This window comes from Anaerococcus porci (assembly GCF_009696575.1).
Taxonomy (GTDB): Bacteria; Bacillota; Clostridia; order Tissierellales; family Peptoniphilaceae; genus Anaerococcus; species Anaerococcus porci.
The window spans coordinates 79,506-92,687 of the sequence record NZ_VULQ01000005.1; the positions used below are offsets into that span (position 1 = coordinate 79,506).

The 13,182-nt window shown below is 31.1% G+C and carries 16 protein-coding genes; 11 read left to right on the top strand and 5 right to left on the bottom strand.

All coding sequences use genetic code 11. The features are described 5' to 3' along the window. Positions 1-10: 10 nt before the first annotated feature. The 4 genes from iolG (FYJ26_RS05320) (at position 11) to FYJ26_RS05335 (ending at position 3,715) form a co-directional block, all read left to right on the top strand. Complete coding sequence (iolG, locus tag FYJ26_RS05320) at positions 11-1,015, top strand: inositol 2-dehydrogenase (protein WP_154540381.1); 1,005 nt, start codon at positions 11-13, stop codon at positions 1,013-1,015. After that, a complete protein-coding gene (locus tag FYJ26_RS05325; protein ID WP_154540383.1) occupies positions 1,015-1,332 on the top strand; it encodes a hypothetical protein in 318 nt (105 codons plus the stop codon). Before iolG (FYJ26_RS05320) ends, FYJ26_RS05325 begins: the two co-directional genes overlap by 1 nt. Before the next feature lie 10 nt (positions 1,333-1,342). Next, positions 1,343-2,347, top strand: coding sequence for an inositol 2-dehydrogenase (gene iolG, locus FYJ26_RS05330; RefSeq protein WP_154540385.1), 1,005 nt, complete (start codon positions 1,343-1,345; stop codon positions 2,345-2,347). Between the two features lie 147 nt (positions 2,348-2,494). Next, complete coding sequence (locus FYJ26_RS05335; RefSeq protein WP_154540387.1) at positions 2,495-3,715, top strand: diphosphate--fructose-6-phosphate 1-phosphotransferase; 1,221 nt, start codon at positions 2,495-2,497, stop codon at positions 3,713-3,715. 63 nt (positions 3,716-3,778) lie between these two features. On the opposite strand, the gene FYJ26_RS05340 is transcribed toward FYJ26_RS05335, so the two are convergent. From FYJ26_RS05340 to FYJ26_RS05360, 5 genes are all read right to left on the bottom strand, one after another. Beyond that, positions 3,779-4,168, bottom strand: a complete 390-nt coding sequence (locus tag FYJ26_RS05340; protein ID WP_154540389.1) for an arsenate reductase ArsC — start codon at positions 4,166-4,168, stop codon at positions 3,779-3,781. Further along, entirely contained in the window at positions 4,165-5,208 is a 1,044-nt protein-coding gene (gene arsB, locus FYJ26_RS05345; RefSeq protein ID WP_154540391.1) for an ACR3 family arsenite efflux transporter, read from the bottom strand. Before arsB ends, FYJ26_RS05340 begins: the two co-directional genes overlap by 4 nt. Further along, a complete protein-coding gene (locus FYJ26_RS05350; RefSeq protein ID WP_154540393.1) occupies positions 5,205-5,489 on the bottom strand; it encodes an ArsR/SmtB family transcription factor in 285 nt (94 codons plus the stop codon). Before FYJ26_RS05350 ends, arsB begins: the two co-directional genes overlap by 4 nt. Before the next feature lie 126 nt (positions 5,490-5,615). Next, positions 5,616-5,867, bottom strand: coding sequence for a hypothetical protein (locus FYJ26_RS05355; protein WP_154540395.1), 252 nt, complete (start codon positions 5,865-5,867; stop codon positions 5,616-5,618). Beyond that, positions 5,864-6,352 (bottom strand): dihydrofolate reductase, encoded by a 489-nt coding sequence (locus tag FYJ26_RS05360; RefSeq protein WP_154540397.1) that lies wholly within the window; start codon positions 6,350-6,352, stop codon positions 5,864-5,866. The genes FYJ26_RS05355 and FYJ26_RS05360 overlap by 4 nt, the downstream gene beginning before the upstream one ends. A gap of 110 nt (positions 6,353-6,462) precedes the next feature. Between FYJ26_RS05360 and fsa the strand changes: the two genes are divergently transcribed. From fsa to FYJ26_RS05395, 7 genes are all read left to right on the top strand, one after another. Next, positions 6,463-7,116 carry a fructose-6-phosphate aldolase gene (fsa, locus tag FYJ26_RS05365; protein ID WP_154540399.1) on the top strand — a complete coding sequence of 218 codons (654 nt, stop codon included), beginning with the start codon at positions 6,463-6,465 and terminating at the stop codon, positions 7,114-7,116. A 116-nt stretch (positions 7,117-7,232) separates the two neighbouring features. Next, positions 7,233-8,126 (top strand): ribokinase, encoded by an 894-nt coding sequence (locus FYJ26_RS05370; protein ID WP_154540401.1) that lies wholly within the window; start codon positions 7,233-7,235, stop codon positions 8,124-8,126. Then, the gene (gene rbsD / locus FYJ26_RS05375) at positions 8,123-8,515 is read left to right on the top strand and encodes a D-ribose pyranase (RefSeq protein WP_154540403.1); all 393 of its coding nucleotides are present in this window, start codon (positions 8,123-8,125) and stop codon (positions 8,513-8,515) included. Before FYJ26_RS05370 ends, rbsD begins: the two co-directional genes overlap by 4 nt. A 9-nt stretch (positions 8,516-8,524) precedes the next feature. Further along, positions 8,525-10,006 carry a sugar ABC transporter ATP-binding protein gene (locus tag FYJ26_RS05380; RefSeq protein ID WP_154540405.1) on the top strand — a complete coding sequence of 494 codons (1,482 nt, stop codon included), beginning with the start codon at positions 8,525-8,527 and terminating at the stop codon, positions 10,004-10,006. Continuing rightward, positions 10,003-10,950: an ABC transporter permease gene (locus FYJ26_RS05385; protein WP_154540407.1), complete on the top strand. Its 948-nt coding sequence runs from the start codon at positions 10,003-10,005 to the stop codon at positions 10,948-10,950. The genes FYJ26_RS05380 and FYJ26_RS05385 overlap by 4 nt, the downstream gene beginning before the upstream one ends. A gap of 9 nt (positions 10,951-10,959) precedes the next feature. Beyond that, positions 10,960-11,922, top strand: a complete 963-nt coding sequence (locus FYJ26_RS05390) for a D-ribose ABC transporter substrate-binding protein (protein WP_154540409.1) — start codon at positions 10,960-10,962, stop codon at positions 11,920-11,922. A gap of 177 nt (positions 11,923-12,099) precedes the next feature. Next, positions 12,100-13,035 (top strand): 2-keto-3-deoxygluconate permease, encoded by a 936-nt coding sequence (locus FYJ26_RS05395; protein WP_154540411.1) that lies wholly within the window; start codon positions 12,100-12,102, stop codon positions 13,033-13,035. The last annotated feature ends 147 nt before the right edge of the window (positions 13,036-13,182 follow it).

Consider the following 13,182-nt stretch of genomic DNA (forward strand, 5'->3'; position numbering starts at 1 on the left):
GGAGAAAAAAATGAAAAAATTAAATGTAGGAATTTTTGGAGCAGGTAGAATTGGACAAATCCATGCAATGAATTTAGTAACAAATCCAAACATAGTAATCAAAAGAATAGTCGATCCTTTTGCCGACAAATTAAAAGATTTTGAAAAACAAATTGGTATAAAACTTGAAACAGACCCAGACTTAATCTTTAATGATGATGAAATTGATGCTGTACTAATTTGTACACCAACAGATACCCACGTAGATTATATAGTAAAATCAGCTGAAAAGGGTAAACACATTTTCTGCGAAAAACCAGTTTCACTTTCTGATGAAGAATCTATGAGGGCATATAAGGCAGTAAAAAAAGCTGGAGTTAAATTCCAAATTGGTGTAAACAGAAGATATGATAGAAACTTTGCCTATGCTAAAAAACTCATTGATGAAGGAAAAGTAGGAGATCTTGAGCTTGTTAGAGTAGACTCAAGAGACCCAGAAGCACCTTCTCTTGACTATGTTAAATCTTCAGGTGGTTTATTCATGGACATGACTATTCATGATTTTGATATGGCTAGATTTTTAACAGGTCAAGAAGTAGTAGAAGTTTATACTCAAGCTACCGTCAGATGTAATAAAGAAATAGAAGGAATTGATGTTGATACTGCTATAATAAATCTTAAGTTTGAAGATGGAACAATTGGAGTTATTTTAAACTCAAGAAGAGCAGCATATGGTTATGACCAAAGAGTTGAAGCTTTCGGTTCTAAGGGAACAACTATGGTAGAAAATGACCTTGAAGCAAATGTTATACTTGCTGATAAAGATGGTTACCATATTCCAAATCCAGAATTCTTCTTCCTACAAAGATACACAGGTGCTTATAATGCTGAAATTAATGACTTTGCTGATGCTGTATTTAATGATAGGGAAACATCCGTAACAATAGAAGATGCTATTATGGCACAAAGAATAGCCATAGCTGCCAAAGAATCACTTGATTCTGGAAAACCTGCTAAAGTAAGGATGATAGACTAATGGCAAATAAGAAAAAAATTCTTATAATAGCTGAAACTGGTATATCTGCTCAGCTTTTTAAAGAAAGATTTCAACACTTTATAAATATGTCTAAGTCATGTGCATGTGTTGAGCTTGCAAGTTTAAATACCTTTGTCGACAATCTAAATGAAAAAAAATATACACATATACTTGTAGCACCAAATGCACATATACTAAAAGACCATATTAAAGAATACCTAAGAAGAGTTGATTCTACAGATACAAAAGTAGAACTTATATCAGAAACTGATTATCTAAGCATGAACGTTGAAAAAATAATGTTAGATCAATTATAAAGGAGATTTTATGATTAAAATTGGACACATAGGACTTGGTAGAATGGGACTTTTCCATGCAGAAAATATTAGCCAAATGAATGATGCAGAACTTTTTGCTCTTTGTGATTTAGATGAAGAAAAATTGGCAAAAGAGGCAAAAAGATTAAATGTTAAAAAAACCTATACTGATTTTGATGAAATGATAAAAGATGATGAGATAGATGCTATAACTATTACTAGTCCGTCTCACCTTCATACAGAACAAATTTCTAAGGCTCTCAAGGCTGGAAAACACGTATTTTCTGAAAAGCCACTGGGAACAACAGTTGAACAATGCAAATTAGCAGAAAAGGCTGTAGAAGAAAATCCAGACCAAGTTTTCATGCTTGGTTTTATGAGAAGATTTGACAAGTCTTATCAATATGCTAAAAAGGCAATTGAAGCTGGAAAGATTGGAAAAGTATACATGGTAAGATCCTACTCTCAAGATCCTACAGCAAAAATTGAAGGAGCAATAGCCTTTGGACCACATTCAGGTGGAGAATTCTTAGATATGTGTGTTCATGATATAGACCTAATGAGATGGTTTATAGGAAGTGAACCTAAAAAAGTTTGGGCTATAGGTGGTTGTTATGCTTATCCTGAATTTGCTGATTGGAATGATGGGGACAATGTATCAGCACTTATGAAGTTTGAAAATGATGCTATGGGTTTCTTATTTGCAGGAAGAACTGCACCTCATGGCTACAACGTTGAAACTGAAATAATGGGTACAGAGGGCATTATAAGAATTGGTTCAGTTCCGCAAAAAAACCTAGTAGAAATACTAGATAGCACTGGTATAAGGAAAGAAATAAGCCAAGATTTTATAGAAAGATTTTCAGATAGTTTCAAAGATGAAATGAAAGAATTCATCTCTTGTGTAAAAGAAGGTAGGAAACCAGAAATTACAGTATATGATGGAACTGCAGTATCAGAAATAGCTTACAAATGCAAAGAATCATTTGAAAGTGGAGAACTAGTTGAACTTTAAAAAACATATAACTTATCCTAAAAAATAATTACTTTATTAAAGACCTGGAAATATCTAGGTCTTTAATTTATGGAAAGATTTAGTGATTAACAAAATATAAAGAAAATGGTAAAGTATATGAAGACATTAATTATATAAGGAGGCTTTATGAATTGTCTTATTGGACAGTCGGGTGGACCTACGGCTGTTATTAATTCATCCCTGGCAGGAGCTATCCAAGCAGGGATTGACTTGAACTTCGATGAAATATATCTTTCTTTAAATGGAATAGTTGGGCTATTAGATGATAGGATTGAAGAAGTCGATAGGAAAAAATTTGAAAAAGTTGATGCTAAAGATAGGCTTAAGAAAAGACCATCTTCTATACTTGGATCTTGTAGGTTTAAACTTCCAGAAGACTTAAATGATGAAGTTTATAAAAATATATTTGAAAGCTTAAAAAAATACAGAATTTCAACTTTTGTCTATATAGGTGGAAACGACTCGATGGACACAGTAATGAAATTAAATGCTTATATAAAAAAAGAGACCATAGATTGGATAAATATTGTAGGATGTCCTAAGACCATTGATAATGATTTATGTGAGATGGATCACTCACCAGGTTTTGGCTCTGCAGCTAAATTCGTAAATACAGCTTTAAGGCAAATTAGACTTGATTGTGATATTTATCCTATAAAATCCATAACCTTTGTAGAAATAATGGGCAGAAATGCAGGCTGGCTTACAGCTACATCTTATCTTGCAAATTACAAAAGAAATAAGGATATAGTAAACCTAGCCTATCTTCCAGAAGATTCTAAATCACTTGAGGATATAAAAAAAGAAATAAATAAAAAATTGGAAGAAGATAATAACCTTGTAATTGCTGTATCAGAAGGATTTATGGATAGGGAAAAAATACTTTCTAATGATAAGAAAAAATCATTTGACCAAGGTTTTAACCACCCAGTAATAGCTGGTATAGGGCAAAAAATATCAGACTATATTCACAATGAACTTGATATAAAAACTCGTTGTGTTGAACTTAATATAATCCAAAGAACAAGTTTTTTAATATCAAAACAAGATTCTAATGAAGCTTATGAGCTAGGTTATCTTTCTGTCAAAAAAGGAAAGGATAATACAAACCTAATTCCAATACTAAAACGAGAAAGAGATAATCCTTATAAGCTTATATATGATACAACTGAACCTATAAATATCGCCAACAAGGAGAAAAAAATCCCTCAAGAATGGCTTGACGATAGAAAAATATTAAAAGAGAAAATCTTAACCTATACCCTTCCTTTAATAAAAGGAGAAATAGAACAAGAGTTTACAGATGGTATGTTTGACTATGTAAAATTAGAAGATTTCATCAAATAAAAAATCCCCAATTAAGGGGATTTTATCTTATAAGCTTTCTAAGTCCATAAAATAAGAAAGTTTTTATATTGAATCTAAGAAATTTCTTATTTTAGAATCTAATTCAGAAATTATTTTTTTAAAGTAGCTATCATCTTTTCCGCTAGGGTCATCTATTGACCACTCTATATATTCATAATTATAATCCATAGAAGGACACACAACACCACACCCCATACTTACAACATAGTCTACTTTTCCAATATCTTCTATTAATTTAGGTTTTTGACTTTTACTCATATCTATATTATATATCTCTTTCATAAGCCTAATAGCATCGGGATTAATTTCGTTTTTTAAATGAGTCCCTGCAGAGAATATTTTAAATTCTCCTTTATTATAAAGCTTAGCTAAAGCTTCTGAAATTTGACTTCTACACGAATTATGTGTGCAGATAAAGGCTATTTTTTTCATGATTTAAACAACTTTCTTGATTTATTGGCAATGTTTACTAATAGTAACATTATTGGAACTTCTGTTAAAACTCCAACTGTCGTAGCTAAAGCTGCTGGAGAGTCCATACCAAAAAGTGCTATGGCTACAGCTACTGCAAGTTCGAAAAAGTTGGAGGCACCTATCATACAAGCTGGTGCTGCAACTTTAAAAGGAAGTCTTATAAGTCTGCTTGATATAAAGCTTATAGCGAAGATTAAAAAGGTTTGTAAGGTTAGAGGAATTGCTATAAGAATAATATGACTTGGATTTGAAACAATGGTATCGCTTTGAAATGAGAAAATCAAAATCAAGGTAAGCAAAAGACCAACAGTGGTTAATCCATCAAACTTCTTTATAAATTTATTTTCAAAGTAAAAAATTCCTTTACTTTTTTCTACTATATGTCTGGTAAAAATGCCAGCTATGAGTGGAATTACAACAAATAAAACCACAGATAAGATTAAAGTATCCCAAGGTACATAAACATTTGTAACTCCTAGCAAAAATTTAACTATAGGAACAAAGGCAATAAGTATAATAAGGTCATTACTTGCTACTTGAACAACAGTGTAAGCAGGATCCCCTTTTGTCAGATGGCTCCATACAAACACCATGGCAGTGCAAGGAGCAGCTCCCAAAAGTACAGCACCAGCAAGATATTCACGTGCAAGATTTACATCAATAACTCTTGAAAATACAACAAAAAAGAAAAACCAAGCTATTAAAAACATGGTAAAGGGTTTGATAGCCCAATTTACAAGCCAAGTAAGAAATAAACCCTTGGGATTTTTGCCGACATTTTTAATAGATTGGAAATCTACTTTCATCATCATAGGATATATCATAAGCCATATTAGGATTGCCATAGGTATTGATACGTTAGCATATTGAAATTTATTTAAAAAATTAGGAATTTGAGGTATAAATTGTCCTATGAATATTCCTATAACCATACAAATAATAACCCATATAGATAAATACCTATTAAAAAAACTAATTTCCTTTTTACTATCTTTCATCTTCTCTCCTTTTTTTTAAATAAGCTTTGTAAACTTTCTATAATTTCATCGGTCATATCTTTTGATAGGTTATAATAAGACCATTTTTCCTTTTTTTGACATTCCACAAGCCCACATTCACAAAGAATTTTCATGTGGTGAGATAGGGTAGACTGACTTATTTCAAGGTAATCTAATATTTCACAAGCACATTTTTTTTCTGTTTGTAGAATACCTATTATTCTAAGCCTATTTTCTTCAGATAAGGCTTTATAAATTTTAGCTTGTTTTTCTAAATCCATAATAACTCCTTCCAATTATTAGTATAAAGCTCATATCGATAGCTGTCAATATGAAATAAAAAATACCAGGATAAGACTTGGCTTAAACTGGTATTTGTAATATTTTTACTTTATAAATTATATTTTCTAAACTTGTTCAAAAAATAAAACTTCTTTTCCATCGACAACCTTTGATGGAATTCCTATTTTCCCCTCTTCTTTTATTTTTTCAAATCCTTCAAGCTTATCCCTATATGATAGAAATTTCTTTAGATTGGATAAAGGTCCGTTTATATTTATGAGTTTTGCTCCTTTTCCATAATAATTTTCATCATTTTCAAAATTTTTTATAACTTCAGTACAATGTGGACATTTTTCTGATACAAATATTTCAATCATGATTTCCTCCTATAATATACATATTTAAAATTAGTATCATTTTCGTTTATTATGTCAGATTCCTTATAAATTTCAAAATTTTTGTCATTATCAAAATTATGAAGGAAAGTATCAGCATCTTTTTTAGTATCTATTTTTGTGATAATAGCTTCATCACAGAAAGATAGTAAAAGCTCTACTATTTCATTTCCTCCTATTACAAAAATATCCCTATCATTTTTATTTTTTTCAAGATAGGATAAAAGTTTTACTACATTATTAAAAACAAGTCCGTCATTTATTTTGTAATCCTTATTACGAGTTAGAACTATATTCTCTCTTCTAGGAAGACCTCCTCCCATAGACTCATATGTTTTTCTACCCATTATTACTATGTTATTTAGGGTAAGCTTTTTAAAATGGGCTAGATCTTTTTTTAATCTAAATAAAAGTTTATTATCCTTTCCTATTCCAAAATCCCTATCAACAGCTAGAATTATTTTCATATTTATTCCTCCTGGACTATTTGCTTTTTATTATATCATAGTAAAATTTATAGATTAAATTATTAAGTTGGGTAAGAGTATACTAAATAATGATTACAAAGGAGTAAAAAATGAAATTTTTTCTAGACACAGCAAATGTCGAACAAATAAAGCGAATAAATGACCTAGGTCTATGTGATGGGGTAACAACCAATCCCTCACTCATAAACAAAGAAGGAAGAGACTTCAAAGAAGTAGTAACAGAAATAGCATCAATAGTAGATGGCCCAATATCAGCAGAAGTTACAAGCTACACATACGATGAGATGGTAAAACAAGCAAGAGAAATAGCAAAATGGGCAGAAAATATAGTAGTAAAGATACCAATGACAGAAGAAGGTCTAAAAGCAATAAACACCCTTTCAAAAGAAGGGATAAAGACAAACTGTACCCTAATATTCTCAGTAAGCCAAGGACTAATGGCAGCAAAAGCAGGAGCAAGCTATATATCACCATTTATAGGAAGAATAGACGATATGGGAGAAGATGGAGTAGAACTAATCTATAAATTAAAACAAGTTCTAGAAAACTATGGACTTGAAAGTGAAATAATAGCAGCATCAATAAGAACAAACAAACATCTAGAAGAAGCAGCCTTAGCAGGAAGTGATATAGCAACAATACCAGGAACATTATTTGAGAAAATGTGGACCCACCCACTAACAAGTCAAGGAATAGAAAATTTCAAAAAAGACTGGGATAGCTTTGTTAGAAGAGAAAAGTAACATAATACTTTGCTAAATATAAAAATTTTTAAAATACTTGACAAAGAGTCTTTATAAATTTATATTTAATAGGTCGCAAACGTTTGGATAAAAGGCATAATAAAAGAGGTGCTTATATGAATATATTAAATTTTGGTTCTGTAAATATAGATTCTTATTTTAAGGTTGATCATATTGCAAGGCCTGGAGAAACTATTTCATCAATTTCATTGAAAAAAAAGCCAGGCGGTAAGGGATTAAACCAATCGATTGCCTTAAAAAAAGTTTATGATAATTTATATCATGCTGGTCTTTTTGGTAATGATGGAGAATTTATTAAAAACTTGTTTGAAGAAAATTCAATTAATACAAAATTTTTTAGAAGGTCTAATAGTGATACAGGAAACGCTCTTATTCAAGTCGATAAGAATGGAGAGAACTCAATTGTTTTATACAAGGGAGCAAACTTTGATATAGATGAGAAATTTGTAGATGAAGTATTGGATTATTTCTCAAAAGATGATGTCTTAGTTTTACAAAATGAGATTTCATCTCTTTCCTATATAGTAGATAAGGCAAAGGAGAAGAGGATGAAAATAGTCCTTAATCCATCACCTATAAATGAGGTTATTTTTAATCTTGACTTTAGTAAACTAGACCTACTTGTCCTAAATGAAACAGAAGCTAAGGATATAAGCAAGTTTTCTAACAATGATGAGATAATTGAATTTTTTAGAAGGACTTATCCAGATTTGAAGGTAATCTTAACTCTTGGGGCAAATGGTTCTATTTATTTTGATAAGGATGAACTTATTAAACAAAAGGCATATATAGTTAATACTGTTGATACAACTGGGGCTGGAGATACCTTTATGGGATTTTTTGTAGGAAGTTATTATAAGGGAGATGATATAAAAAAAGCTATGGATTTGGCATCAATAGCATCAGCTCTAGCTTGTATGAAAGATGGAGCTTCAACTTCTATCCCAAGTATAGAAGAAGTTAAAAAATTCAGGGAGAATTTATCATGAAAAAAAATGGAATTTTAAATTCAGAGATTTCCAAAGCTCTTTCAGATTTGGGACATACTGATCTCATAGCCATAGGAGATTGTGGGCTTCCAATAGAAAGTGATAAAAAAATTGACATATCCTTAAAGTTAGGAGAACCTAAATTTATTGATGTTTTAGAGACATTACTCAATGAGTATATCTGTCAAGGATATATTTTGGCAAGTGAGATTAAAGAGAAAAACAAGAAGCAAGAAGCAGCTATAAAAAAGCTCCTTCCAAACATCAAACCAAGCTATGTTAGTCATGAAGACTTTAAAAGAAAGCTTTCAGCTTGTAAGTTCATAATAAGAACAGGAGAAACTACTCCTTACTCTAATATTATTCTCGAATCAGGAAATATTTTCTAGGAGTTTAATATGAAAGTACAAATGAATAATATATATAAGTCATTTGGAAAAAATCACGTACTTAGAGGGGTTGATTTTTCTATAGAAGGTGGGGATATACATGCCCTTGTAGGAGAAAACGGGGCTGGAAAGTCAACTCTTATGAACATCCTATCAGGAATTTTAGAAAAAGATGAAGGTGAGATAATTGTCGATGAAAGAAAAATTTCTATAGACAAGCAGGATATTGCAAAAAATCTTGGAATTTCCTTTATTCATCAAGAACTGATAGACTTTCCAGATCTCTTAGTTTATGAAAATATTTTCATGAATCAAGAGATAAAAAAGGGGTTTTTTCTTGACTTTAAAAAAATGAAAGAGAAATGTAAGAAACTTTTTGACTCTCTAGATATAAATATTAATCCAGAAGAGAAAGTAAGAAATTTATCTGTAGGTCAAAGGCAGATGATGGAAATTGCAAAAGCCAACCTAAATGAAGTTAAACTTTTAATCCTTGATGAACCAACAAGTGCTCTTACTAATAATGAGATAAAAAAGCTATTTGAATTAATGTCAAGACTTAAGAAAAACAATGTAGCTATGATTTATATATCTCATAGGATGGAGGAGATTTTCTCTCTTTCTAATAAAATAACAGTAATGAGAGATGGAAAGTCAGTTGCCCTTCTTGATACTGAAAAGACTAATGAAAATGAAGTAGTATCTCTTATGGTGGGTAGAGATATAGGAGATTTTTATCCTGAGATAGAAAATAGACCTGGTGATGTAATACTTGAGCTTAAAAATTTTACAAGCAAGAATTATTTTAAAGATATAAATATAAAACTTAAAAAGGGTGAGATTTTAGGTATTTCTGGACTTATGGGGGCAGGAAGAACTGAAATTATGAGGTCTTTTTTTGGGCTTGACCCAAAAGATAGTGGCGAGGTTATCTTAAATGGAAAACATATAACTATTAAAAACCCACAAGATGCTATAGCAAATAGAATTGCTTTTGTTACTGAAAATAGACAGGAAGAAGGCTTGGTATTAGATGAATCTATTAGGGAGAATATTTCTTTGATAAATTTTAAAGAAATCCTTGATGGTGGATTTATAAATAAAAAAAAGGAAGAGACCCTAAGTCAAAAATTAAAAGATGATTTTAAGATAAAGGCTATGGATATTGAAACAAAGACAGGTGATCTTTCAGGAGGTAATCAACAAAAGGTTGTAATAGCCAAGTGGTTTGCCATAAATCCACAAATTCTAATTTTAGATGAACCAACAAAAGGGGTAGATGTAGGTGCTAAAAGAGAAATTTATAATCTAATTTCAAATCTTACTGAAAAAGGCCTTTCAGTTATCCTTATCTCATCAGATCTTCCAGAGCTTTTAAGTTTATCTGATAGGATTTATGTAATTTATGAAGGCTCTCTTCAAGGTGAAATACTTAAAGAAGATGCAAACCAAGAGAAAATTATGACTCTTGCAACAGGAGGAAGTTTATGAAAGAGAAGTCAAAAAGTTTCTTGAAATCCAATAAGAATGTAGGAACTATAATTGCACTTTTGGTGCTTATTGTTTTTGTATCAGTTCTAAACCCTAGGTTTATAAGGCCATCAAATCTTATGAATCTTTTAAGACAACTTATAGTAAATGGTTTTATAGCGTTGGGTATGACATTTGTAATACTTACTGGTGGAATAGATTTATCAGTAGGTTCTATGCTTGCTTTAACATCTGCTATTTTTGCAGGGCTTTTAGCAAGTGGTATTAATGTATTTTTAGCTATTTTTATAGCTATAGCCTTAGGATTGTTATTAGGTTTTATAAATGGTTTATTTATAACAAAAGGAAAACTTGCGCCATTTATAGTAACCCTTGCCTCAATGACCATTTATAGGGGAATCACACTAGTTTATACAGATGGTAGACCAATTCCAGGACAAAGAGATAACTTTGTATTTGCCTTCTTAGGGAGAGGAAGAGTTTTAGGTATTCCATTCCAAGTTATTCTATTTTTAATAGTATTTATAATACTTTCTCTAGTGTTAAATAAGACAGCCTTTGGTAGGAGGGTTTATGCAGTAGGAGGAAATGAAAAAGCAAGTTTTATATCAGGTATAAATATAGGAAAAGTAAAAATAATTGTTTATATGATATCAGCCTTAATGAGTGTACTTTCAGGACTAGTATTAACATCAAGACTTAACTCAGCCCAACCAACAGCAGGTACAAGTTATGAAATGGATGCCATAGCAGCAGTAGTTTTGGGTGGATGTTCTATGTCAGGTGGTCAAGGTTCACTTTTTGGTACACTTATAGGTGTACTTATACTAGGGGTATTGAACAATGGTCTTAACCTATTGGGAGTTTCAAGTTTTTACCAACAAATAGTTAAAGGTATTGTAATCTTTATAGCAGTTTTAATCGACCGTAAGAGAAGCAAATAGGAGAGAAAAATGAAAAAAATATCTAAAATATTATTAAGCTTATTGCTTGGACTTTTTGTATTTACAGCATGCTCTATTGAAGGAGGAAAGGACAAGGCAGATGATAGTTCAAATAAAGCTATCACAAAAGAAGAAAAAGAAGATGAGAAAGAAGACTTAGCTGATATAAAAATAGGTGTATCAATGTCTACACTAAATAACCCATTTTTTGTGTCAGTAAGAGAGGGTATAGAAGAAGTAGCTAAAGATAAGAAGGTAAATGTAGTTATAATGGATGCTCAAAATGACTCATCAACTCAATCAAATCAAGTAGAAGATCTTATAACCCAAGGACTTGATTTAATAATCATAAACCCAGTAGACTCAACAGCTATATCACCATCTGTACAAAATGCAAATGATGCAAACATTCCAGTAATCTGTGTAGATAGAAAATCAGATGAAGGTAAAGTAGTATCTTTAGTTGCAAGTGATAATGTAAAAGGTGGAGAAATGGCTGGAGAATTCATACTAAAAGCTGTTGGAGAAGGAGCCCAAGTAGTTCAACTTGAAGGAATACCTGGAGCAAGTTCAACAAGGGAACGTGGAGAAGGATTTAAGAATGCTACAGATGGAAAAATAGATCTTGTAGCTAGCCAAACTGCAAATTTTGATAGGGCAGAAGGAATGAGTGTAATGGAGAACTTACTTCAAGCTCATCCAGAACTTAAGGCAGTATTTTCACAAAATGATGAAATGGCAATGGGGGCTGCTGAAGCAATTAAGGCAAGTGGCAAAAATATAACCATAGTAGGTTTTGATGGAAATGAAGATGCCTTAAAGGCTGTTGAAGAAGGAAAGTTATCGGCAACAGTTGCTCAAAAACCAAAAGAAATGGGCAAGATTGCTTTGGAAACTGCAATAAAATATCTTCAAGGTGAAAAAGTAGAAGAGTATGTGGCAAGTCCACTTGAACTAGTAAAATCTAAATAAAAAATAACTTGATCTTCCAATATTTACAAGGCTTTTGCAAGAGTAATTCATGCAAGAGCCTTTTTAAATTGAAATCTTAAAATATTAAAACTTATAAAAATATTGTTAAAATTTTAATTTTAATATATAAATAGAAAAATCTTTGTTTTAGAGTAAGTTTATATTTGAGGAGTTTTTATGATAGAAAAATTATTTAAAAAAATACCAGCAGGGAATATGATGATTCCCTTGTTTATAACAGCAATATTAAATTCATTTTTTCCAAATCTATTTACTATAGGAAAATTTTCCAAACATCTTTTTACAACAGAAGGAATGGTTGGACTTATGGCATTAAATCTAACCATATCTGGAACAGGGCTTAGATTTGAAAATCTAGCAACTGCAGTAAAAAGAACAGGGATTATATCTATAGCCAGAGTTTTTATAGGGGTAGTGATAGTATTTTTAGTATCTAAATTTTTTGGAAAAGAAGGTATATTTGGTATATCAATCCTTGCCTTAGTATGTGGGACTTTAAATCATAACAATTCAGTTTTTATCTCCTTAAATCTTGAATATGGGGATGAAATTGATAATGCGGGCGCAGGAATTGCGGGCATTATTACAGGCCCTTTTTTAGCTCTTTTGATATTTGGATCAAGTGGTATGGCAAATATTTCAGTATTAAATATTATAGACTCCATAGTACCTCTTATTTTTGGTATGATTATTGGAAATATAGACCATGAATTTGGAGAAAATTTAAGGAAATGTCAAAAATATATAATAGTATTTTTAGGTCTTAGCATGGGAGCTGGAATAAATATATTTGATATATTTAAGGGAGGACTTTCAGGGATTCTTCTTGGCGTAATAGTAGTATTTATAATGGGTTCATTTACAGTATTTATAGATATGAAGATAAATAAAAGGAGAGGACATTCTGCTTGGGCAATTTCAACAACAGGAGCCAACGCCATAGCAGTTCCTGCAATCATTGGCTCAATAGACAAGACTTGGATGCCTTTTGTAGAAATAGCAACAGCTCAGGTTGCTGCATCAGTTATATTTACTATTATAGTAATCCCCTTAATAACTTCATGTTGGGCAAATAAATATGAGCAAGCTTAGTCTTGCTTTTTTTTATTTGAACAAAGAACTTTAAACATTTTATTTTCATTTTATAGCAATAGGGAAATATCTATAAAGATTTACCTTATACAAATAAATGCGGTATAACATAAGAATGAGGGCACGTGTTCAACAAATCTAAAATTA

Bases quoted from the DNA above. Each gene is read 5' to 3' on its own strand.
- FYJ26_RS05360 (WP_154540397.1), bottom strand. From the start codon at position 6,352: ATGAAAATAATTCTAGCTGTTGATAGGGATTTTGGAATAGGAAAGGAT.
- rbsD (WP_154540403.1), top strand. From the start codon at position 8,123: ATGAAAAAAAATGGAATTTTAAATTCAGAGATTTCCAAAGCTCTTTCA.
- FYJ26_RS05390 (WP_154540409.1), top strand. From the start codon at position 10,960: ATGAAAAAAATATCTAAAATATTATTAAGCTTATTGCTTGGACTTTTT.
- FYJ26_RS05385 (WP_154540407.1), top strand. From the start codon at position 10,003: ATGAAAGAGAAGTCAAAAAGTTTCTTGAAATCCAATAAGAATGTAGGA.
- iolG (WP_154540385.1), top strand. From the start codon at position 1,343: ATGATTAAAATTGGACACATAGGACTTGGTAGAATGGGACTTTTCCAT.
- FYJ26_RS05370 (WP_154540401.1), top strand. From the start codon at position 7,233: ATGAATATATTAAATTTTGGTTCTGTAAATATAGATTCTTATTTTAAG.
- FYJ26_RS05380 (WP_154540405.1), top strand. From the start codon at position 8,525: ATGAAAGTACAAATGAATAATATATATAAGTCATTTGGAAAAAATCAC.
- FYJ26_RS05395 (WP_154540411.1), top strand. From the start codon at position 12,100: ATGATAGAAAAATTATTTAAAAAAATACCAGCAGGGAATATGATGATT.
- FYJ26_RS05325 (WP_154540383.1), top strand. From the start codon at position 1,015: ATGGCAAATAAGAAAAAAATTCTTATAATAGCTGAAACTGGTATATCT.
- FYJ26_RS05355 (WP_154540395.1), bottom strand. From the start codon at position 5,867: ATGATTGAAATATTTGTATCAGAAAAATGTCCACATTGTACTGAAGTT.
- FYJ26_RS05340 (WP_154540389.1), bottom strand. From the start codon at position 4,168: ATGAAAAAAATAGCCTTTATCTGCACACATAATTCGTGTAGAAGTCAA.
- FYJ26_RS05350 (WP_154540393.1), bottom strand. From the start codon at position 5,489: ATGGATTTAGAAAAACAAGCTAAAATTTATAAAGCCTTATCTGAAGAA.
- FYJ26_RS05335 (WP_154540387.1), top strand. From the start codon at position 2,495: ATGAATTGTCTTATTGGACAGTCGGGTGGACCTACGGCTGTTATTAAT.
- iolG (WP_154540381.1), top strand. From the start codon at position 11: ATGAAAAAATTAAATGTAGGAATTTTTGGAGCAGGTAGAATTGGACAA.
- arsB (WP_154540391.1), bottom strand. From the start codon at position 5,208: ATGAAAGATAGTAAAAAGGAAATTAGTTTTTTTAATAGGTATTTATCT.
- fsa (WP_154540399.1), top strand. From the start codon at position 6,463: ATGAAATTTTTTCTAGACACAGCAAATGTCGAACAAATAAAGCGAATA.